This window comes from Sphingobacterium haloxyli, assembly GCF_002980525.1.
Taxonomy (GTDB): Bacteria; Bacteroidota; Bacteroidia; order Sphingobacteriales; family Sphingobacteriaceae; genus Sphingobacterium; species Sphingobacterium haloxyli.
Map to the genome: position 1 here is coordinate 107431 of NZ_PVBQ01000005.1, position 22863 is coordinate 130293.

Consider the following 22863-nt stretch of genomic DNA (forward strand, 5'->3'; position numbering starts at 1 on the left):
TATCATATATAAATGAGAAAATTAGAATCAATAGACAAAATATATCACATCCATAAAAAGGATAACGCCAAAAAGTGGTTTAGCATTTTTTTTGCGTTCGGAGTTGTCGTGCTATTTCTGCCATGGACACAAAATATAAAAGTAACAGGAAAAGTTAGCACGCTGTATCAGGATCAACGTCCGCAGCAGCTCAACTCACCCATACCGGGAAAGATTATCAAGTGGCATGTTAAAAACGGAGATTTCGTAAAGAGAGGTGATACTATATTACAACTTGCCGAAATAAAGGATGCCTATATGGATCCCAATTTAATCGAGCGCACCCAGAAGCAAGTTACAGCTAAACATGGGGTGCGCAGTTACTACCAAGCGAAGATAGCTACTACGGACAGCCAAATAGCGGCCCTAAGGTCGGTACGAGACCTCAAACTCGAGCAACTAGAGGTAAAAGTAGACCAGCTTGAAAGCCGACTAGACGGCGAGCAAGCCGAGTTACAAGCAATTGAAGCAGAACTATCCCTTAGTGAAGATCAATACAATCGACAAAAGAAAATGTACGAAGAGGGACTCGTTTCGCTGACCCAATTTCAGCAGCGCACCCTTGCCTACCGTAATGCCATCGCAAAAAGAACATCCGCCGAAAACAAGGTAATGCAAACAAAGCAGGATATCCTTAATGCTGCCATCGAACAGCAGGCCACGCGACAAGATTACGCAGAAAAGCTAAGCAAAATGGAGGGCGATAGATTTCAGAGTTTAGGACAGATTGAGAACAATAATGGAGAAATAGCGAAACTCGAAAACCAAATGGCCAATTATCAGGTACGACAGGGACTATATTTTGTGCTGGCGTCTCAGGATGGCCAGGTTATACAGCTCAACAAATCTGGTATTGGCGAAATTCTCAAAGAGAGCGAGAGTATTGGCACCGTTGTTCCTTCGGATGTTGCGTACGCGGTTGAAATAAGTATCAAACCTGTTGATTTACCGCTGTTCAAGGTAGGTCAACGTGTCATGTGTATCTTTGACGGTTTTCCCGCCATCGTATTCTCTGGATGGCCAAACAGCAGCTATGGTACGTTTGCTGGGAGAGTAATTGCAGTGGAGAGTAATATCAGTCCGAGTGGAGCTTTTCGTGCGCTAGTTGTTCCCGATAGTGAATCGAAACCCTGGCCGCCTCAAATCAAGATAGGCACTGGAACGCAGGGTATAGCCATATTGAACGACGTACCGATCTGGTACGAGTTATGGCGTAACATCAATGGCTTCCCTCCCGATTATTATATGTCCGAATCTGAAAAGCAAGTGTTGAAAAAATGAAGAAATTCATACCTAAAATAATCATACTTCTTTTGTCAATGGGCTTTAGCTGCCAGCTTATATTTGGACAGCAATATCATCAATTGTCCTTGCTTGAATTTCTAACTATTGTTAAGCATTTCCATCCTTTGGCGGAATCCTATCAGATGGATCAAGAAATTGCGCGGGCGGAAGTACAGCGAGCAAGAGGACAAGTTGACCCTGTACTGGGTGCGAAGACCGGGGCCAAAACCATTGACCGAGTAGACTATTATGAGGAAAGTAACGTTCATTTACGGATACCTACTTGGTATGGTGTAATGTTCGAGGGGTCTTTTAATCACATAGAAGGACAGAAGCTCAATAACAGCGATACAAGAGGCGGTTTGTATCAGTTTGGCGTAACAGTGCCTTTAGCGCGAAATCTAATTTATAATCAACAAAGAGCGATACTGGATCAGGCCCAAGCTGCACTGAGGATGACAGAAGCAGAGCAAGTTATGCTTACCAACGCTCTTCTAGCGGAAGCAGAAAGTGTGTACTGGCAATGGGCTAAATCATATGAGTCCCTTACGCTATTATCCGAAGCCGTTAAGGTTAATCAGCTACGCATAGAGATGGTTCGCAAATCCCATATATATGGAGAGAGCGCAGCAATTGACACTACGGAAGCTTTGACACAGTTGCAAACCTATAGACTACGTGAACAACAAGCGTATTTGGATTTTGTGAAAAATACGCAGGAGCTACAACTTTTTCTCTGGACAGAAAACCACGAGATACGGGAATTGAACGAGTGGACCGTCCCTTCGGATCGGCTCGGCGGTTACAACTTGAAAGATTTATATCCGGGACTCTTAGCTGACGTGGAAGCGCAACTAATAGACGCTCATGCTTCCTTGCGCGTGTACTTACAAAAACAGGTTATCCTAACCAGCGAACAACGACTGAAACGGCAGGCATTGTTGCCAAAGATAGATTTCACCTATAATTTTTTAAACAAACAACATTATAAAACAGATGTCTTCCCGCTATTTCTGGACAACTATCAGTATAGCATTAAGCTTGAGATCCCCATATTTCTCCGACAGGCGCGCGCCGATTACCGTATAACACGCCATAAATTGGTCCAAAACCAATTAGATATTGATTTTAAGAGACAGGAGATACTGACGAAGATCGAGAACTATAAGAACGAAATCATCAACTATCAACAGCAGCTCCAAACGATGGCACTTGCCGCAGCAAACCAACAAAAGTTACTAAGCGCCGAAGAGACTAAATATAGTAATGGAGAAAGTTCCTTATTTTTGATAAATACGCGAGAAAATAGTCTAATTGAGATTCAAGAGAAAGAGATCGAAACAAAACTGAAAGCTGTTCGGTCCTACAGTCAGCTAAAGTGGCTGAATGAAAGCTTTTTATCTCAAGATAGTTCTGCGCAGCCTCTGTCAGACCAAGAATAATGTCCCTACCAGATGTTTCGGTGTATTGGTTTTAGATAACACGATAACCCTCAAATTTGGTGTGCTTTTTGCAGGTTTAGAAAATAAAATCAAGAATTATGCACACTACGCGTTACTTTTTTTTGTTTTTAGCAGTAGTTTTTTACAGTTCTTGTAGGGATAGGACCTCCGAAACCAAGAATGATACCCAGCCTGAGCTGCCCGAAACTCGACTGGTGATCAGTATATCGCAACGGCAGCTATATGCAATTGAAGGAGACGATACGATAAAGCGATATGCTATATCGGTAGGTAAACAGGGACACCCTACCCCTCAGGGCGACTTCAAAATACACCAGATCGACTGGAATCCCGATTGGACACCGCCAGATAGCGAATGGGCACGGGATGAGAGCTATAAGCGGCCCGGTCAGACCGGAAATCCGATGGGGCGAGCTCGCATCATATACAAGATGCCTTATACCATACATGGCACTACTGACCTCGAATCTTTAGGTGAGGCTGAGTCTCATGGTTCGGTACGCATGGCTAACACAGATGTGATCGAGCTTGGACGTTTCCTGATGGAGCGAACGGGTACGAAGCGATCCGAGGAATGGTTCAATCAAGTGTTGAGCGACTCAACAACGATGGAGTCGGTGAAGCTGGAACAGCCCATTCCGCTGACGAACGTAGAATGATTAGTAAGAAAAAATGGATACCTAGGGGAAGTGGAAATCCATTCGGGTGACTGTTGCATATCGAACTTACCAAATAGACAATACCGGGCCGGCCGCTGATTTCCGGCCCGAAGTATTGTACCGCCCCGGCTGATGGAACGGGGCGGGTTTCTTGGTGTGTTTTAAAATGTATATCTCACCCCGAGCTGTACCTGTGCTCTGGAGTTGAAATAATCAATACTGTACGGCCTTCCCGGATCGCTGAAGGTGAACACGGGCCAGTTGCCCGCGTTCTGCTGCGGCGGGAACAGGGTCGGGGTCAGCCCTACCGAACTGGTCGAGTTGAACGTGTTCGGTGAGAAATACTGCACGCCCCATTCCCTGTAGAGCAGGTTGGTCAGGTTTACGATATCCGCCGATAGGGTCAGGAACTGTCCGCTTCTGGTGACCGGCAGGTCGTGTGCCAGTCTCAGGTCTGCCTGTACGTTCCATGGTGTACGCCCGGTGTTGCGCTCGGTAAAGTCGCCACGTCTGGATGACAGGTACTCGTTGCCGTCGATGAAGGTATTGAACGCCTGCGCCTGCTGCTGGGCGGTCTGTCCGCCGGCAATGTCCTTGAAGTAGTTGATAGCCTCTGCCTGCGTGGGGATATAAACGAGCGATACCTGCTGGGGCAGCCCCTGTATGCTGTTGTTCACAATACCGTAGGTGAACGGCGATCCCGACTGTGCCGAGAAGAACAGGTTGACGCTGGTACGGCCGGCGGTTTTCCAGCCGTGGGTATAGCTGAAGCTGGTCACGATGCGGTGCCGGATGTCAAAGTTGCTGTAGGCCAGTTCAGGGCTGTTCGGGATTAGCGACTGGTTCAGCTGCCAGTTGGATTCCATCGAATTACGTACGCCGTTGGAGATATCTTTCGACTCGCCGAAGGTGTAGCTAACCGAACCGTTGAACAGACTGCTTATACGCTTTTTGATCGTACCTGTTACGCTATAGCGGTACCCTTGGCTTGTATTGCTGAGCATATACACATTGGTAAAACGTGCATCTACCGTACCGTCGTAAACAGGCTGTTGACGATTATTATCGTATCCGTACCACAAGGTAAAATCACGGTTGTTGATCTGCTGAAACATGACGTCTTTGATGTTTTTTGTAAACATTCCTTCCAGCGTGAAATCCCAGCCGCTACCCGCCGCGTAATCTATTCCTAGACTTGTGCGGAACACCTGCGGCATGGTAAACCCATTGTCGACGAGGTCCACCTGCGTCTTACCGCTATTACGGTCATTGATCACTACACCATTTTGAGCGATAAAGTCTGCCAAACCGTTTTCACTTGGCCGGACAGCATCACTTCCTGGAGCAAATGGCTTGTTTTCTGCGCGTTGGTCAAAGGCGCCGTACGTCAAGCCTGTATTATAATAGGCATACGCCAACCAGGAAAATGGTATCCTGCCCGTAAATAGACCTGCCCCGCCCCGAATGACTAGTTTTTGATTTTCTAAGGCTTCCCAGCGAACACCTATCCTTGGAGATAACTGCACCCTGTTCAAAAAGTCATTGCGGATCCTGTTAACAGGCGTATAGGAATATGTTCTGCCAAAATCAGGATCAGGCAACATGCTCTGTACCTTTTCGCTCAATGTCGGTAGGGTAGGAAGATGAGCTAGATCCGCACGCAGACCCGGTGTCACCAATAGGCCATTGCTGATCCTGATCTCATTTTGCACATAGACACTGTACATGTTGACATTAAAGCTTGCTGCCGGATTGTCCATGATAAAATCCCGGTTGTTATTCTGGTAATTGTAGCTTCCCCGTACCCGATATGGCGACTTGTTCTCATCCAGAAAGTCCTCGATGCTTAGGAAGTCCACACGGCCGTTCCAGCCATTTACAAAACCATAATCTATCCCATACAGTTCGTTATGCGTACCAAAAGTCCAGCGTTGGTTGCCGATGTTCCAGTTTAGGTTGGCGGTCAACTCCAGGGTGCGTTGTTTCATGTTAAAGATACTGGCTTCGCGGTCCGTGCCGAGATAAATGGTTGTTCCCGGCGTCCTTCCCTGAATTTGGATTTGGGGCAGACTGGCATCACTCTGGGGATCCCGGTAGTCGTGGACGGAGGTATATCCTACAATAAAATTGCCCGTAAGATTATTGCGGAAGCGGCTCTTTAGCTCTGCGACGGTACTGACCTGATTGTTGGTCTGATCAAAAGCCATACTGGAGAAACGGAAGTCCTGTTGATCCCGGTCCATGTGTGTCGCGCTGCTGAAAATGGTGTTGTTACGAATGGCCAGTTGGTGCCGTTCATTGATATTCCAGTCTATGCGGTTGAATAGTTTCGTTGATCTGCTTTTGTTTACAAAAAGGCCAGATGTGCCGATATCGAAAATATCACCATAGCGGGCTCTCGCGGTCTCGCTCAGTACCGCAGCGTCTTGCACAGTGAGGATATGGGCCGTTTCTTCGGTTCCGGCGATCAACTGGGTGGGATCGTTGCGGGAAGTAAACTCGAGGTTCGTAAAGAAGAACAATTTATTTTTCAGAATTGGGAAACCTAGACGCAGACCGGTTTGGAAGTCATGAAAATCGCTATCCATTTTACCCAAAGAGCCTACCCTGTCATTTCCTGTGATGCTTGCGTTGCGTCCGTAGCCGTATACTGATCCCTCAACTTTGTTCGTCCCGCTGCGTGTCACGGCGTTGACGGATCCCCCCGTGAAATTACCAATTTTCACATCATACGGTGCTAGATATACCTGCATATCCTGAATAGCGTCTAAAGAAATGGGGTTTGTCCGCGTGCTACTTCCGGGCATGCCGGAGGTACCGGTCTGTCCACCCAAAGAGGGACTGAATCCGATGGCGTCGTTGTTGATGGCACCATCTATGGTCACGTTATTATAGCGGAAGTTCGTTCCTGCAAAACTGTTGTCCCTACTCCCTTGTGGCACTTGCCGCGTGATATCGGTCACCGAACGGCTGATGGTCGGCATACCTTGTACCTGCTCCCGGGAGATGTTCTGGCCAGTTCCGTACGTATTGGCCCGATCGGAACGTTGCCGGGCCGTAATGGCTACAGTTTCCAATTGCTGTACGTCGTCCACCAATGTGAAATCTACGCGCTGCGCACTACCGAGTCTTACCGTAATGTCGGTTCGGGAAACCGGAGATCGCCCAATCTGGGAAGCTGTCACCTCATAAGGCCCGCCTATGCGCAAGTTATCCAACACATAGCGTCCATCTGCATCTGTAGATAAGGAATAGCGTGTCCCAGACGGTACGTGCACTGCCGTTATGGTTGTTCCTACCACAGGCGCGCCCGACTGGTCCAAAACCCGACCGAGCATCGATCCACCGGTTTCCTGGGAAAAAGCGACAAAAGGACAGAGCATAATCAACTGAAGCCATAAAAAGCCGCTTATCCTCCCGTAAATACTATTTATATAGATTTTCATTATACAACTCTTCTATTTTTATGTGTTTGTAAATTAACATTACTGAACAACTCCATTGATGATGTTGATAATGCCGTTGTTCGTAATCAGGTCGCGTGTGCCTACTGAAATGTTTGCCGTGTTTCGCGGACCGCGTAGTGTGATGCTGTTAATAGGCCGGAAGCCGCCGGCTCGTCTCGACATGTTGATAGTAACGGTGCTTTCGTCCAACATGATCTGCGGATAATTGTTGGCGGAGACTTCAGCCTTGAGGATATAATCCTGCATAAACAGGCGTTCTCCTACGATATGCCTGAGCACGAGCTGTCGCAACGTCGCTGGATCTGTGGCGTCTATCGCCCGCAGATCGGCATATCCAGCTGAGACAAAAGCCGTGTTACTAGGTGCATAGATCGTTTGCCCCTGTGCGTTACGGATCTGCTCTTCCAAACCGGCTTTTTGTATGGCCCGATAGAACATGGTCAGCTCAGGGAGGTTAATGATATTGTCAACTACGTTTTCGTAAACGAAAGGTTGTAAAAAGCCATTTATCACCTGTAGATATCCATTCGAAGCCTCGAAATCGGTCATGCTCAGCTCTGTACCGTTGATCAAGGTCAAGGTATCCTGATCCTGCGCCACTTTGCTGACAAAGATCGGTTTGCCTGTCACAGTCATTAGCTCCTGATTAGCTTCCAGTGGAAGATCCGTGAAGGAGATCTTCTCAGGAAGGATGTGGTATTGCACCCGCTGTGTCAGAACGGACACAGGCAGACTAAAGAGTGAAGTCTGGGAGCCTAATCCGGCATTTTGGAATCCTGTATTGGAGCTGGCCAATAGCGTATATGGCCCTGGTTTCACCAGTTCTTCATCCAAGCCCGTCCGTCCTAACGCAAAAAATAAGTGCGAAAGGTTAAAGTTATCTTCAACCACATAGGTCAGCGTAGTATAGTCTGGTTCTTCGACAAGGATATTGTCATCCTTTGAACAGGAGAACAAGCTTATTGAACCCACGATGCCTATTGCTATTGTAAATCGTCGCATATTATCGCTTAATTAATTGTACATAAAATGTTATAACTCGACCCCTTCTTCAATAATCAACCTATTCACAATGTGTACCGGTCCTTGCCACGTCATGATCGTCTCAGAAATGGTAGCAGGCTCGTATGCCGAACCTACAGCCTGTACGGTTACTTTATTATCATTGGCACGTATGTTAAAACTGTAAGGTATGAGCGCTCTAGACTGCGAAAACTGAGGATTTAAAAAATCGTGTGCAAAAAAAATTGGGTTTGACGAGGGATTGGGAGCATTCGAAACCTCTACGTACACCGGGTAATCCGGTCGATTATAATCATTATTGGTAAAAATGACAGCGTCTCCTTTTAGGGTGTGCAAATGCAGCACATTCTCTAACGGTGTTTTCTGATTACCCCAGATGTCGCCTATATCAGTACGTTGACTAAGTGCTATGACGTCTTCGACGGTATGAATGCCAACTTGATGAAAAGCTTCATTAGTGGGTAAAAATAAGGTCGACGATACAAAATCAGGTCTATAGCTCTCCGGCACGGTACTTGCGTCAAAGATGTAGGGATATTCATATAGTGCTCGATGCATAAAACTTCCGTCTGTGTACCAATTCACGATATGAAAGTTCACGCGCATGGCAATGTTTAGATCCATTGCTTCCAAAAATAGACTAAATCTGTCATCACCTTTAATAATATCAATCATCTGCTTATCAGGCAAATTTAGCAACCGGTCTACGAGTACAGCGCTCCCGTTGTTCACTGGTAGTTCGTTCACTATCCCCATCGGGTCGCCGTTGTGGATCAGTCCCTCAGCATCTTTGTGTAAATAGTGACGGAAGATGTAGTTCTCTTCGCTGCTCACCGGAAATTCTTGGATTTGAAGTAGGCTGTTAAGAGAGAGATCGGTGCCGACGGGTAAACCTGCTATCACGATTTTCGAGCGCATCACATGCATACGAACCAAGGTATCTAAGCGTGCGCGAGACATTCCCTGTATAGTGACAGGTGTGTATCCCGCAGCAGCCAATACATCGTCCTGAGGGACAAAGTAGGTGAAAGTCTCTTTACCGTATTCACCGGTAGCAATAAGGTCTTTGACTTCGCTTCGGTTCCATATCGCTTTAAAAGTCTCATAACCCGTTTCCGGCAATGCCTCCAATAATGCAGGATAGACGGTATTATCTTGATCTATGGGAATAGGTGCCCCCACTTCGGGAGGGAAAAACTCCTGTTTACAACTGTATGTACCGATTATACATAACAGCGCGGCAACCATATATAGATATTTTTTTTCTCGTTTCATAATATAATTCTTACGTGCTTTTACTGTCGTCTTGCTTCGTCTGGATAAATAACCATCCCGCTCAGGGCGTGTATCACACCGTTGTCTGCCTTATAATTGTTCTGGTTAATCCCCGAAAAAGTTGCCATACGGATGAAGGTGAAATTACTGACCCCGGGTACGGGACCACTTAGGCTGAACCCTCTGTCGTCGAGGCTGATTACATATCCGCCACCGGGGCTAGGTTCCCGCAACGCTCCGCCCAAGTGATCCACCACGGTCAAATCCGATCGCAAAATATGTTGTCTGGAATGGACATAGCCCTTAAGCAATATATCAACATGGAAGTCTGCCGGATTCAGATTCGGTATCTCCTCCGCCGTGAGTCCTCTGGCAATCAATGCCTGATCGGTCGGTGCAAAAATGGTCCAAATTTCTCCATCGTCAATACGGTTCCAATAATCAAAGTGTTTAAGCAGAGCAACAAAAAGGCCATGATCCGGTAAGTTCTCCAAATATTCCCGAACGGTGCCGGGCTGGTACTTTAGTACGTTGTCCAGTCCGTGCAACACGCCATTGGAAAGGTTCACGTTGTTATTGGCAATTTTAGATTCGACACCATTGACGTAGAAAGGCGGTTCTATATTTTCCCATTGCTTTAACCCTCTGGCCAAATGCAGATACCGACCTGTCAGATTTTCCTGCAACTGATCAGCCTGTCCATAGCCTATATCGTTTAGGTAAACTGCTGTAGGTAATATATGATACTCCAGCATGAAGCGCAGGCTATCCCGGTCCATTTTCTCAAAATCACTGGGAAACTCTATCCCTTCTGCGTTGAATGCTGCGTTGGTAGGAGCAAAAATCGTGTAAGATCCTTCGCTGTCGCGAAGCGTTTCGTCTAACCCTACCAGTTTGATCGCTGCATTGAATAGGGAGAAGTCGTAATTGTTGCGTAAAAACTCCGCCCCATTCCGCAGGATCCTTTCCCGTTCTTGGTCTATTGTCAGATCTTGGCGGTCACAACTAAGCATATGGAAGGTACACACAACAAGGAGCAAGGAAAGGTAATTTCTCATATCTGTAATCTTATATCTCATGACTTATTCATAAATCGGGGCCGGAAAAGTGCGCTGTATAGTCGTGAGGTATACAAAGCCGTTAATATATTCGATGGAACTGACCGATCCGAAGGTCTGGGGATTATTGCGGCCGGAATGTACGTTCAGCAACAGATTCGGTAATGTCAGCCGTTCCACAGGTGTCCGCATATTCACATTGGACTCCGGCCGGGGATTGTCCGTCAGTTCCAGGTACACATATTCGTTGTAAAAACTGTTGTGTTGCCTGATGTCCACACGTGGCGGGTAATTAATGTTGCCTTGCCGGAAGCTTTGCTCTAGCCCGCGCATACTCGGCGCAAAGAACTGCAGGAACTGCCAGGATTTGGTATGGATGGTTTCGCCCTCCCGCATAAAAATGGGGAACCCATAATAAGGCGTAACACGGGTTCCGCTGATATCCCGTGTTAGGGTACCGATATAGTTTTTGGTATAGCCGGGGATATAGGCGTGTACCTCTTGGCCATTTTCGTTTTCCGTGGTTGACACATGGCTAAAAAACACATTGACAATATCAGGAATTCCAGCCTCCATCGACGTGCCACGATCTCCGATCCCTTTGTAAGGGGAAGACCAGAAGCCTTCGGAAGAGAGATTGTAAAAATTAACATACGCCGCCGTATCCGCGAAGGGTTGTTTGTGGAAACTCTCCTGCCGTGCATAAAGGGTAGTCGTCTTTTTCTCAAAGTTCTCCAGCAGTACATGCATGGTGTAGATCTCACCTTCGGCCAGATTGATGGTGGTATCGACGCATACCGAAACCATATTGGGGTTCAGCTCTGCAAAGGGCTCCGTATTGCGTGGGCGGTGCATAAAAAGGAAGCGCCGTTTTCCCGATGAAATCTGTGCCCAGTTGGTCAAGTCGTAACCATTCAGGATGGGCGCTGTCGGATACAGTTCTTTCCCCGGAAACTCGGGGTTGTAGGGCGAGTTGGATACACCCACATGGGTGGGATTCGGGGAGGCATACCGTGCCCGGACGTCCAAGAAATCGCCTTCCATCAAGCCTCCTATGGGATGGCCGTTCTCATCAAATTCCGGATCGATAAATAGGCACAAAAAAGAGGCCGGGTCGTCTTTGTTGACAACATTGACCGGAATATTTAGGCTGTTGAATATCCGTATATAGGCGGGACTATCCACCGTGCGATACTCGGTCTTCCGGCAACTATTCACTAGAAGCAAGCATAATGGAAGAAGGAGTAGGGAGTAAGGAATAACTTTCATCTTTTGTCTACTACGTTTCATAATTATTTCGTGTGTTTGACATACATAATCTTGGCATTCTTTTGCCCATCATTAAAGGTTCCGATAGCGGCGACTGTATAAACCCCCGGTTCGGCATTGGGTACATTTCGGTTGGCCCGCGTATACAGTGTTTCGTCAGCAATCATGGCTTTGGTAGAAAGGCCAGTAACCTCGCTGATCCACCTGCCCGGAAGTTCCGTTGGACTGGATTGGTACAGCATAAACCACTGCTCTCTATACTGATCCGACCCTATATTGAAATAGTAGGGGTTGTCATCTTTAGCTACACCTTGTAGCAAATGCGAGGCTGGTCTACCGTAGGGTATGCCCAGCTGATTGGTCAAGGTAACCTCTTCGAAACCGGTCAAAAGATTGAGGAAGCGGTATGTAAACGGGAAGGGGTAGTATCGTCTGAAAGGATCGCCATAGTTGCCATTGCTGTCGCTATTGCCTAACATTTCGCTGGAAGCCAAGTTGTTGGAGACCAAAAGGCTCTGTAGTTCCTGATTTTCACCGGTATATACCCAGAGGCTGTAATTCTTGCCGGCCTGCAGCTGTGCTTCCTGATGAATGACGACATTCCCGGATGGATCTTTCACCTGCAACATGCGTGATCCTACCAGAGAAATTACGTAGTCGGAATAGCGCTCCGATGGTACAGCCTCGGTGGTTCGTTCTTGGCTCAGTTCTAGTCGTAGAGGAGAGCTGTTCAGCGTAGCATTGACCAGTTGCACCCTCACATAACTATTGTTCAGGGGCGCAGAGAGATCGGTAATAACCTGAAAAGCGTTTTGTATGATATCGGTTACTGTAAATGCATTGCCGGCACCGGGAGCATTGTATTTCATGGTATAAGGATGTACGGCGATGCTGTAAATGCCACCCGGCTGGAAGGTTTGTAGCTCTGCATAAACAAGTCCGGTACTCGCCGGAGACCGGGCATCATTGGGATCCCGTTGTGTCATGTCAGGAATAGCAGAGGTTGTAACATGGATTGTCGGTGATGTGGTGGCCATAGGCACTTGTCGCTGGTCTTGCGTGAGCACTTTAAATTGGTAGGTGCCATAAGGCACTTCTACATATTCGGACCATTGACCAATAGGCACATTGGTCGTCTCGGGCGACACCGGCGTACCATCGGCATAAGCCAATGTCATCGGCGCCATGAGGTTCTCGGCGGTTACCAGATAATTGTCAAAGGTCTGCGCAAAGTTGAGCAACCGAATTTTAAAATGATCGGGCCGGGATGGTGCTGTCACATCTCTCGGCACTTCGATGACCTCAGGTCCCTCATGCATTTCTCTTTCAATCTTAAGGAGATAATAGTCTGTCGGTTGACTGCCATCCTCATGAATAGGAAATGTATGATGCATCCTATTTAGCGTAGGGCCGCTATAGAAGGTAATCTCGGTAGCGTGCTCCGGCGTAAAAAATTCGTTCGGAACAGTCCATGTCAATCCCAGCTGCCCTGTGCTGGGAAAATATTTTGTCGGCAAAACCTGTGTTCTTTCCTCGTCAGGTGCTTCGGGATTCGCCGGCGGCCACCGGAAGTTGGTCAAGGAATCTCCGTTGACTTCCAGGTTTCGATTTCTTCCGATATTCACCAATCTTACCATACTGGGCTCGATAGCCTCTGTAAATTCCCGATAATCAACTTTGTAATCGAGGTTTTCTTTTTTACAACTTGAGAAAAGTAAAAGAGCAAAAGTAAAAATTAAAAGAGCTCCTCTTAGCCGGTTGTACTCCGTGATGGCGGTCAACCGTTTTGTTTCTAGCATTTTTTTCATATCTAATAACTCTCAATACGCTTTAAAACAGATTATAACTTAAACCCAATGTAAATTCACTCCCTTGTCTAAAGGCGCGGTTGACGTATTCATTTCCATACCACTTGCCTCCGGTGCTTGGATTAGCGTATACTGTTTTAATGTCCGGATTTAGGATGTTCTTGGCAAAGCCCTTCAATGTCAGGTGACGGCTCAAGCGTTGGGTAAAAACAAAATCCAACATAGGCACTGGTCGGCTGTATAGATCCGGCTCGCCAGTTAGGTTTATCTGCACCAAGCGCTCGCCGACTACATTGAACGTTGTCGTCAGATCGGTTCCGGACTTCTTGTTTTCGTAGTTCAACCAAGCGTTGATGCTATAAGGGGCCTGCTCAAATAAAGGGCTATTCTCCGGCGCATTGCGGTCAACACTCCAGTTGGCGGCTAGCCGCTCTGGCGTCTTTTTGACCTCACTTTGCGCAATGAGCATGTTGGAGCCAATAAAAAATCCTTGGGCCCGTTCCCATATTGTGCCGAGATCTTTCACCAATTCTAATTCCAGTCCCCACACCCGGCCCGTATTAGGATCATTCTGATAGGCAATGACCGGATATTCAGGGAAGGTAGCAGCTAGGCCTTCAGTACGTAAGCTGTAGACTTTGACCAGCTGGTTCTTCAATTGTTTACCGAAAGCTGATACGGCGATAACTTCTCCCGGGTTGGGAAACCATTCCCAGCGGAAATCGAAATTCGTGGTATTTTGGTTAATGAGGTTTGGGTTTCCAACAACGAGGCCCATTTGAAAGGCATCAAACTCAAACACGTTCGTAATCTCCCGGAGTTCGGGCCGTGCCAGGGTCGTATTGAAAGCGGCCCTAAAATTCATCAATTCATTAAGTGTGTACGTAGCATTGATTGAATAGAAAGGCTTGTATCCCTGTTTGTATACCGAATTGGGTTTGATAGGGTTGAGCAATAATTCGCCCTGCGCGTTGGCGCGAAGGAGGGATGGATCCAAGTACAAGTTGGAGGTATCTACCTGCGACTGCACGTTGGTACGTTCAAAGCGTACGCCCCCTGCCAAGCGGAAATCTTCGGTGATCTTCAAATCCAGCATACCATAGAAGGCATTGGTCTGAAAGAATCCTTGATAATTATTAGGAGATTTCTGAATGTTGTACAGGAATCCACCTACTTGGAAATCTCCCTCGCCAGTATTACTGGTCCGCGGGCGGATGCCCACAATTTCGGGACTCACTAGTCTGTTCAGATCCCCGTGGACATCATAGAGCGGCGCCGAAGAGTACATGGTCGGATTAGTCGTGCCACTCTGGTCTGATAGCGAATTTTGCAGGAAATTGGATCCAGGCAGGAAAAGCACGTTTTCACCGAAGGTACGGTCGCGGTTCAGGTAGTTGAACCCGGTCTTAAACTCCTGCTTGTTGCCGAATAGTTCAAACGGCACACTCAGGTCGGCCTTGTAGTTATAGATGTCCTCGTTGAGATTTCGCCAACGGCGACCGTTGGGATCGGCCTGCATAACGCCAAAGGGTCCAAAGCCATAGACATAGCCGGAACCAAGTGCATAGTGGCGATTTACGTACTCTGGTTCGGAGCCGGACATTGTTTGTCTGTAGTAAAGCGTTGGACGCGTTGGCGCATAGTCGATTAGATTTGCAAAGCGGTAATCCGGATCGTTGTGACTAGAGGAAGAGGTAGACAAATTGTAACTTAAGGAAGGTGAGTACGAATGATTGAACAACTTATGCTCTCCTTGCAGGTTAAAGGTCTGCAACGTACGGTAACTTTGGCGCAATGAATGCGTGGTACTGTTCACCTCTCCGGGCATGCCCGTATATTGGTACCGGCCGGCCAGATTGCTTGCTCTGGTTTCGCCACCCCAGCTCCCCAAATATTGGAAACTGATCTCATGGCGTGTGTTGAAACGGTAAGCCAAGCCACCGAGTAGCCCGTAGTTGAGGTTCTCTGTGCCGGTATGTTCTTTATACGTCTGGTACCGCCCCAACCCGAGCCGGTTTGTCGTGATAAAATTGGGAACATTCCGTTCACTGTAAATATACGGACTTCCCGACAGCACGCCTTGGTAGATGCTCCATTGTGTCAGGTCTCCATCGTAAATATTTGTTGCTCTGCGGTAGTAATTTCCGCCTAGGATTACACCTATTTTATGTTTATTAAAGACGTTATAGCTGTTTCCGAACGTGGCGGAGTATATTTGGTTCAACGGGGCAGTCTGTCCCTGGGTGGTCAATACAGGGTCGAAGTCGCGCATGATGCCATTGATGCGATTCGCTTCTTGTTGTAATTCCGGCGTATAGCCGCTGTTGGCAATCAGTCGTTGGATCGAATATAGACCATCGGGATATTGTTGTCCGAGGTTCAGGAAGTCTTGAGACAAATCTTTACGGTTTATTTTTGTCCCCAAAACGCCCATATCACTATTCCAAAAACTGTTGAAATTGCCCCCCATACCGATGTTGGAATTGAATCCAGACTGGGCAATGACCTCAAAGGTCATGCTGTCGGGAATGGATTTGGTCTTCAGTTCCACAATCCCCGATGCGGCATCCGCTGGTTTGTCCGGAGTCACTGTTTTGTAGATCGTAATGTTGTCTAGCAAGGAGGCCGGCACCAAATCCAAGGGAATAGTACTTCTATCGGGATCTGATGACGCCAGACGCACGCCGTTGAGTTGACCGATTACGGAGCGGTCGCCCAAGCCACGGACAGCGACGTATTTGTCGTCCGTCACCGTCACACCGGATACGCGCTGGAGTGCCTGCGTCGTGGTAATACTTCCGGTACGCTCGATCATCTGTGCCGAGATCGCGTCCTGCACGATAGCGGCTTTACGTCTTTCTTCCAGGACAGCAACCTCGGTATTGGCCCGACGGCGTGCCTGTACAGTGACGGCTACTTCTTCCAGTTCGGAAGTGGCCTGGCGCATCCGCACCGTAATATTCCTATTGTCGGGGCCGACACGCACCTCTTGTGTTTGCAAACCAAGAAAGGTAAATACCAAAATTGCATTGCTGGGAGGTATGTTAATGAAAAAAGCGCCGTTCGCGTCGGATGATGTGACAATTCGCGTTCCCTTGATGCGGATGGATACGCCTGACAGGGGACGGTTGTTGGATGCATCTACGACGTGACCTTTAATTTGGAGTTGTTGTGGTTTCGCTGATCGATGAGCCTCTGGATTTCTTGATATCGTTACATAGCTATTTTTGATTATATATTTGAACGGCTTATCTAGAAAAAATTCTTTCAGGACCTGATCCAATGTTGCATTTTTAACATTGATGTCTACCGGTTCTACATCGTTAAAGATTTCCGGATTATAAAAAAAGCTAAAGTTGGTCTGTTTTCTTATTTCTTCCAACACAACTTTAATGCTACTGTTCTGCTTATTTAACGTGATACGCTGTGCATAGGTAGCAGCGGTCACCTGAACAAATACGCAGGTTAATAATACCATGGTGATTTTCATAGCACGCATGATTGTGCAAAAATTCATACTTTTGTTGAAGTTAGTTATCTAAATGATGTTTTGACTGCATTATGTTGATAAGCTTAACTATTTAGCCAAGTCCCGATGGCCGTCGGGATCTGGCTTTTTATTAAGCGAGATAATCATCGTACTATTCGCTCACTATCAACCTCCTTCCTTTGATTTCGATGTTTATTTCGCGGGTCGATCTTATCATCTCTATCACCGTTGGCAAAGGCATGTTGCGTGATACGATACCGGAGAATTTTTTCCGTTGGAGATGTTCGGGGCAATCGATTTCTACATCATACCAGCGTGCCAGTTGTTTCAATATATTGCCTAAAGCATCTTTCTCAAAAATAAACTCCCCGTTTTTCCAAGCGATTTTCTCGTGGACATTCGCGGACTGTACACGAATTTGTTTGTCCAATAGCGCTTGTTGGCCCGGTCGCAACAATACAGCATGACCGCTTTCCTTTGCTATAACCCGAACGCTCCCTTCGATAAGTGTTGTTTCCGTAAAGGATCCATCAGCGTAGGCGTTCACGTTAAAATGTGTTCCTAGTACCTGTACTTCCTGTTTGGCCGTCTCTACAACAAACGGAACGTTTCCTTTTGTTGTGTTTGAAGGCAATTTTGCAACTTCAAAATAAACTTCGCCACTCATCTTTACACGTCGTTCACTGTCATTGAAGTAAATGGGGTACGTTAATGAAGATGCTGCATTCAGCCACGCTTTGGAACCGTCCGGTAAGATAATGCTGTATTGACCCCCTTTTGGCGTTTCTAGGCTATTGTAGACAATTTCTGACGCGACGGTTTTCTCAGGACTGTAAATAATCATACCATCACCTGTTTTTCGGATTTCTATACCGTCTTGTTTAATAATTTTTCCTTCATCAGCACTAGACAAAGACACCGTACTGCCATCCCCTAACCTTAAAATAGCTTTATCGCTGCCGGGGAGAATAGCCGGGATATTCGTGTCGGTGGCCAGCCTATCATCTTCCGTCTTATCCACGGAGAAGTAAAATGGCAGGCCGGCTAAGATGACGACGCCAGTGAATATTGCTGCGTAACGCATAAGCCTGAATACTGAAGATGATTTCTTGGTTTGTGTTTTCCTTATCTTGGCAAACAGCTGTTCCTTAACGCGGATGGCGTCAGCGGGCGTTATATCGTTTGGCGTTGATTCCTCCTGCACCCAATCTCCGCGTGTTAATTCTTCCAAAACCTCTTGGGCATTTGGTAATTGGAGTAACTCCTGGATACGTTCGTATTCCTTTTCTGTGAACTCCTTATCAATAAATTTTCTTAAAAGTACTTTGTCCGCTTCTTGCATCTGCGTCTAAATTTATAGAGACGGTTTTTCTAGCTTCTCTATATAAGACGTACCCTTTTTGGCAGACTACCACCGATATTAAGTTCTTTTTTTTAGCGAAAAATATTTAAATGGTTGACTACCAATATTCTATTTATTTGTAAAATATGATTCGATGTTGTCGCAATATAAAAAGAAGACGGTTAGTGCGTCCGCCAGGCTAGGAAATCAAAAGGAGGAAAGCGAATAGATAGGTGCCGAAAGATTTAAGGCTAGAACGTAAAATCTTCAGCGCAGCAGAGATATGCCCTTCGACGGTATGTTTGGAAATATCCATCTCCTGCGCTATTTCAGCGTATGACATGCTGTTTTCCCGACTTAATTCAAAGGCTTTCCTTCTTTGGGGGGAGAGCTTATAAAGGGTTTTCCGGTAGGCTTTTATGACATCAGCCGAATGGAGGGCGTCGTCTGGAATATCACAGGAAATCAAGCGGCTTTCATCAATGGCGTGAATGTCAACATGTAAGGGAACTTTTTTACGTAGATGTTTTAGACATTGGAAATGTATAGCTTTAAATAGGAAGTTGGATACACTTTTCTCGATAACAATGGTTTTTCGTCTCTGCCAGATATCGAAAAGCACATCGGCGGCTAGTTCCTCTATAAGGTATTGGTCATCGAAATACCTTTTTCCTACTCTATATAGCTTGGGGATATAACGGTCAAAGAGCTCTCCATAGGCTTTTAGATCGTCCTCTTGACAATACTCAAATAACTTGATGTCTGACAGTTTCTTGTAATCCACGGAGTGTATTTTTTTCGCACCGTAAAATTGGATATGATTTTTGTATTTACCATGAGCAATGGATTAACTTTATATTAATTCTATATTTACCCTCTTCGTCAAACGGATCAATCTCCATCTGTAATCTCTTTCCTGCAAGAATATATTCATCAGGTGGTTGTAATAGAGCAAAAAAGGGAACACCGCCATCCTAAAGAAAACATATATCGTTATCATATCAGGTTGTTTTTTTATTCATTTTCCTCAGGGCCAAAACGGCCATCGGACGGATTTTCTTCCTTAGTTTATTGTAGTCGACAGCGCTTTTTTCCGCTTGCGCCACCAAGTGTGCCGTACGCTGGTAAGCGTCGGTCAGCTCTCGCTCGATGCTCTGCCAATGGGCGGCATCTCCACTCTGTTCTGCCAGCATGCGTAAGCATTCCATTAAACGTCTGTGTCCATTTCTGTCTATTCCTATTGCCAATGTTACTCTTATTCTTTTGTCCTACTTCCAGATAACAATACCGGGCCGGCCGCTGATTTCCGGCCCGAAGTATTGTACCGCCCCGGCTGATGGAACGGGGCGGGTTTCTTTGTATGTTATTAAAACGTGTACCTCACACCCAATTGCACCTGTGCCCTGGAGTTGAAATAATCGATGCTGTACGGCCTTCCCGGATCGCTGAAAGTGAACACCGGCCAGTTGCCCGCGTTCTGCTGCGGCGGGAACAGGGTCGGTGTCAGCCCTACCGAACTGGTCGAGTTGAACGTGTTCGGTGAGAAATACTGCACGCCCCATTCTCTGTAGAGCAGGTTGGTCAGGTTTACAATATCCGCCGATAGGGTCAGGAACTGTCCGCTTTTGGTGACCGGCAGGTCGTGTGCCAGTCTCAGGTCCGCCTGCACGTTCCACGGTGTACGCCCGGTGTTGCGTTCCGTAAAGTCGCCCCGGCGCGATGACAGGTATTCATTGCCATCGATGAAGGTGTTGAAGGCCTGCGCCTGCTGCTGGGCGGTCTGTCCGCCGGCGATGTCCTTGAAGTAGTTGATGGCCTCTGCCTGCGTGGGGATATAGACGAGCGATACCTGCTGGGGCAGCCCCTGTATGCTGTTGTTCACGATGCCGTAGGTGAACGGCGATCCCGACTGTGCCGAGAAGAACAGGTTGACGCTTGTACGGCCGGCGGTTTTCCAGCCATGGGTATAGCTGAAGCTGGTCACGATGCGGTGCCGGATATCGAAGTTGCTGTAGGCAAGTTTCGGATTGTTCGGTACCAGCGACTGGTTCAGCTGCCAGTTGGACTCCATCGAGTTACGTACGCCGTTGGAGATATCCTTCGACTCGCCGAAGGTGTAGCTGGCCGTGGCATGGAGGCTTTTGTAGTTCTTTGCTATCGTCCCGGTGATGCTGTAACGATAACCTTGGTTCGTGTTGCTCAAAAGGTACACGTTGGAGAAACGGCTGTCCACCGTGCCGTCATATACGGGCTGCTGTCTTTCGTTGTCGTAACCGTACCACAGCGGATTGTCCTTTGTGTTCAGCTGCTGGAACAGTACGTCGCTGATGTTGCGGGTGTACATCCCCTCCACGGTGAACTTCCAGTCGTCTGCCGTCTGGTAGTCGATGCCCAGGCTGGTACGGAACACCTGCGGCAGCGTGAATCCGTTGTCCACCAGGTCCACCTGTGTCTGCCCGCTGTTCGGGTCGTTGATCACCGCTCCGTTTTCGGCAATGAAATCCCCCAGTCCGTTCTCGCTCGGCCGGATCGCATCCGATCCCGGCGCGAAGGGCTTCCGGTCGGCACGCTGGTCAAAAGCCCCGTAGCTGTCGCCCGTGTTGTAGTAGGCATACGCAAGCCAGGCAAACGGGATACGGCCGGTAAACAGTCCGGCCCCGCCCCGCAGTACCAGACTGCGGTCTTCGGTGGCCTCCCAGCGGAAGCCGACCCGTGGCGACAGCTGCACGCGGTTCATGAAATCATTGGAGATACGGCTGATCGGCGTGTAGCTATAGGTTGTCCCGAAATTCGGGTCGGCCCACATATCCCGTACCTTATCGCTGAGCGTCGGCATGTCCGGCAGGTGTGCAAAGTCCGCACGGAGGCCCGGGGTGACCCGGAACCTGTCGCTGATACGGATCTCGTCCTGCACGTACAGGCTGTACATGTTCACGTTGAAGTCCGCTGCCGGATTGTCGAGGATATAGTCTCTTGTGTTGTCTATATAGTTGTAGCTGCCCCTTACCCGGTAGGGGTTGTTATTGATAAAGTCATCGATGCTGTTGTAGTCCACCCGTCCGTTCCATCCGTTGACAAAGCCGTAACGGATATTGTACAGCTCGTTGTGCGTACCCACCAGAAACTTGTGCCGCCCCGTGTTCCAGTTCAGGTTGGCCGTGACCTCCCAGGTCTGCTGCCGCATGTCGAAGATGCTCGCCTCCCGGTCGGTACCGATATAGATGGTCGTGCCCGGCGTGCGTCCCTGTATCTGCACCTGCGGCAGCGTGGGGTCGGACAGCGGATCGCGGCGGTCGTCCACCACGGTGTAACCGATGACCGCATTGCCCGACAGCGAATTGCTGAAACGGCTTTTCAGTTCGGCTACCGTAGAGCTCTGGTTGTTCCCCTGCTCGAAGGCCATGCTCGAAAAGCGGAAATCCTGCTGGTCGCGGTCCATGTGGGTGGCCGAGCTGCGGATCGTATTGTTCCGCACGGCCAGCTGGTGCCGGTCACTGATGTTCCAGTCGATCCGGTTGAAGAACTTGACCGATTTTGACCAGTTGGTATATAGTCCTGCCCTGCCGGCATCGAAGATGTCGCCATAGCGGCTCTGCACGGTAGAGGCGATGCTGTTTGCATCGCTTTCCGTCAGGATATGGGCCGTTTCCGCCGTACCGACCAAAAGTTGTGTGGGATCCTGACGGCGGGTGATCTCCTGGTTGGAGAAGAAGAAAAGTTTGTCCCTGATGATCGGGAAGCCGATACGGAAACCGGCCTGGTAGTCGTAAAAGTCGCTGTTCATTGCTCCCAATGTGCCCACACGGTCGTTTCCGGTGATGGCGGCATTGCGGCCGAAACCATAAACGGAACCTTCGACCCTGTTGGTCCCCGAACGGGTAACGGCGTTGACCGATCCGCCGGTGAAGTTACCGATCTTCACATCGTAGGGGGCCAGGTAGACCTGCATGTCCTGTATGGCGTCCAGGGAGATGGGGTTGGTGCGCGTAGAGCTCCCTGCCATGCCGGAGGTTCCGGTCTGCCCGCCCAGTGATGGTGAAAACCCGATGGCGTCGTTGTTGATGGCTCCGTCGATGGTGACGTTGTTGTAGCGGAAGTTCGTACCCCCGAAGCTGTTGTCGCGGCTGCCCTGCGGGGTGAGGCGCGTGATGTCGGTCACCGAACGGCTGACCGTCGGCATGCCCTGCACCTGCTCCCGGGAGATGTTCTGCCCGGCGCCATAGGTATCCGCACGTTCGCCCTGCGCCCGGGCGGTGACGGTCACCTCCTCCAGTGCCTCCGCAGCACCGCTCAGCACGAAGTCCAGCTGCTGTGCACCGCCCAGTCGGATATGGATGTCGGTACGGACATCGTCCTGCATACCGACCATCGAGGCTGTAACCGTGTAGGGTCCACCGATGCGCATGTTGTTGATCGTATAACGTCCGTCGCCTCCTGTTGAGAGGCTGTAGCGCGTACCCGAAGGGGTATGCACAGCCGTTACCGTAGCGCCGGCGATTGCCCCGCCCGGGGCATCGGCTACCCGGCCCGTCAAGGCCCCGGAGGTTTCCTGCGTATGTGCAACATAAGGCAGCAGGCATATCAATATGGCAAAAAGCCATGTGTTCATTAGTTTCATTTCTGTATTTTTTCAGTAAATTTTGCTTTGTGAAAACTTCGTGTACAATGCTTTAAATTTCCTTTTCC

Annotated in this window: 14 protein-coding genes; 3 read left to right on the top strand and 11 right to left on the bottom strand. The window is 48.3% G+C overall.

Annotated features, from left to right (window positions below; all coding sequences use genetic code 11):
- Window positions 1–12: 12 nt before the first annotated feature.
- The 3 genes from C5745_RS07795 (at window position 13) to C5745_RS07805 (ending at window position 3445) form a co-directional block, all read left to right on the top strand.
- Window positions 13–1320 (top strand): HlyD family secretion protein, encoded by a 1308-nt coding sequence (locus tag C5745_RS07795; protein ID WP_105716435.1) that lies wholly within the window; start codon window positions 13–15, stop codon window positions 1318–1320.
- Window positions 1317–2765, top strand: coding sequence for a TolC family protein (locus C5745_RS07800; protein ID WP_105716436.1), 1449 nt, complete (start codon window positions 1317–1319; stop codon window positions 2763–2765). Before C5745_RS07795 ends, C5745_RS07800 begins: the two co-directional genes overlap by 4 nt.
- Before the next feature lie 98 nt (window positions 2766–2863).
- A complete protein-coding gene (locus tag C5745_RS07805) occupies window positions 2864–3445 on the top strand; it encodes a L,D-transpeptidase (protein WP_105716437.1) in 582 nt (193 codons plus the stop codon).
- 161 nt (window positions 3446–3606) lie between these two features.
- Here the strand turns inward: C5745_RS07805 and C5745_RS07810 are convergent, their stop codons facing one another.
- The 11 genes from C5745_RS07810 to C5745_RS07860 form a co-directional block, all read right to left on the bottom strand.
- Entirely contained in the window at window positions 3607–6891 is a 3285-nt protein-coding gene (locus tag C5745_RS07810) for a TonB-dependent receptor (RefSeq protein WP_105716438.1), read from the bottom strand.
- Between the two features lie 39 nt (window positions 6892–6930).
- Window positions 6931–7914 carry a fasciclin domain-containing protein gene (locus tag C5745_RS07815; RefSeq protein ID WP_105716439.1) on the bottom strand — a complete coding sequence of 328 codons (984 nt, stop codon included), beginning with the start codon at window positions 7912–7914 and terminating at the stop codon, window positions 6931–6933.
- 30 nt (window positions 7915–7944) lie between these two features.
- Entirely contained in the window at window positions 7945–9210 is a 1266-nt protein-coding gene (locus C5745_RS07820; RefSeq protein WP_105716440.1) for a fasciclin domain-containing protein, read from the bottom strand.
- A 20-nt stretch (window positions 9211–9230) separates the two neighbouring features.
- Entirely contained in the window at window positions 9231–10268 is a 1038-nt protein-coding gene (locus C5745_RS07825) for a fasciclin domain-containing protein (RefSeq protein WP_165793048.1), read from the bottom strand.
- Between the two features lie 24 nt (window positions 10269–10292).
- Entirely contained in the window at window positions 10293–11558 is a 1266-nt protein-coding gene (locus tag C5745_RS07830; RefSeq protein ID WP_133166321.1) for a hypothetical protein, read from the bottom strand.
- A 2-nt stretch (window positions 11559–11560) separates the two neighbouring features.
- Window positions 11561–13336 (bottom strand): DUF4397 domain-containing protein, encoded by a 1776-nt coding sequence (locus tag C5745_RS07835; protein ID WP_133166322.1) that lies wholly within the window; start codon window positions 13334–13336, stop codon window positions 11561–11563.
- Between the two features lie 31 nt (window positions 13337–13367).
- Window positions 13368–16862 (bottom strand): TonB-dependent receptor, encoded by a 3495-nt coding sequence (locus C5745_RS07840; protein ID WP_243403280.1) that lies wholly within the window; start codon window positions 16860–16862, stop codon window positions 13368–13370.
- 124 nt (window positions 16863–16986) lie between these two features.
- Window positions 16987–18177 carry a FecR family protein gene (locus tag C5745_RS07845; RefSeq protein ID WP_105716445.1) on the bottom strand — a complete coding sequence of 397 codons (1191 nt, stop codon included), beginning with the start codon at window positions 18175–18177 and terminating at the stop codon, window positions 16987–16989.
- Between the two features lie 199 nt (window positions 18178–18376).
- Window positions 18377–18961 (bottom strand): RNA polymerase sigma-70 factor, encoded by a 585-nt coding sequence (locus C5745_RS07850; RefSeq protein WP_165793049.1) that lies wholly within the window; start codon window positions 18959–18961, stop codon window positions 18377–18379.
- 217 nt (window positions 18962–19178) lie between these two features.
- Complete coding sequence (locus C5745_RS07855; RefSeq protein WP_133166323.1) at window positions 19179–19424, bottom strand: hypothetical protein; 246 nt, start codon at window positions 19422–19424, stop codon at window positions 19179–19181.
- 119 nt (window positions 19425–19543) lie between these two features.
- Complete coding sequence (locus C5745_RS07860) at window positions 19544–22795, bottom strand: TonB-dependent receptor (protein ID WP_105716448.1); 3252 nt, start codon at window positions 22793–22795, stop codon at window positions 19544–19546.
- Window positions 22796–22863: the final 68 nt, after the last annotated feature.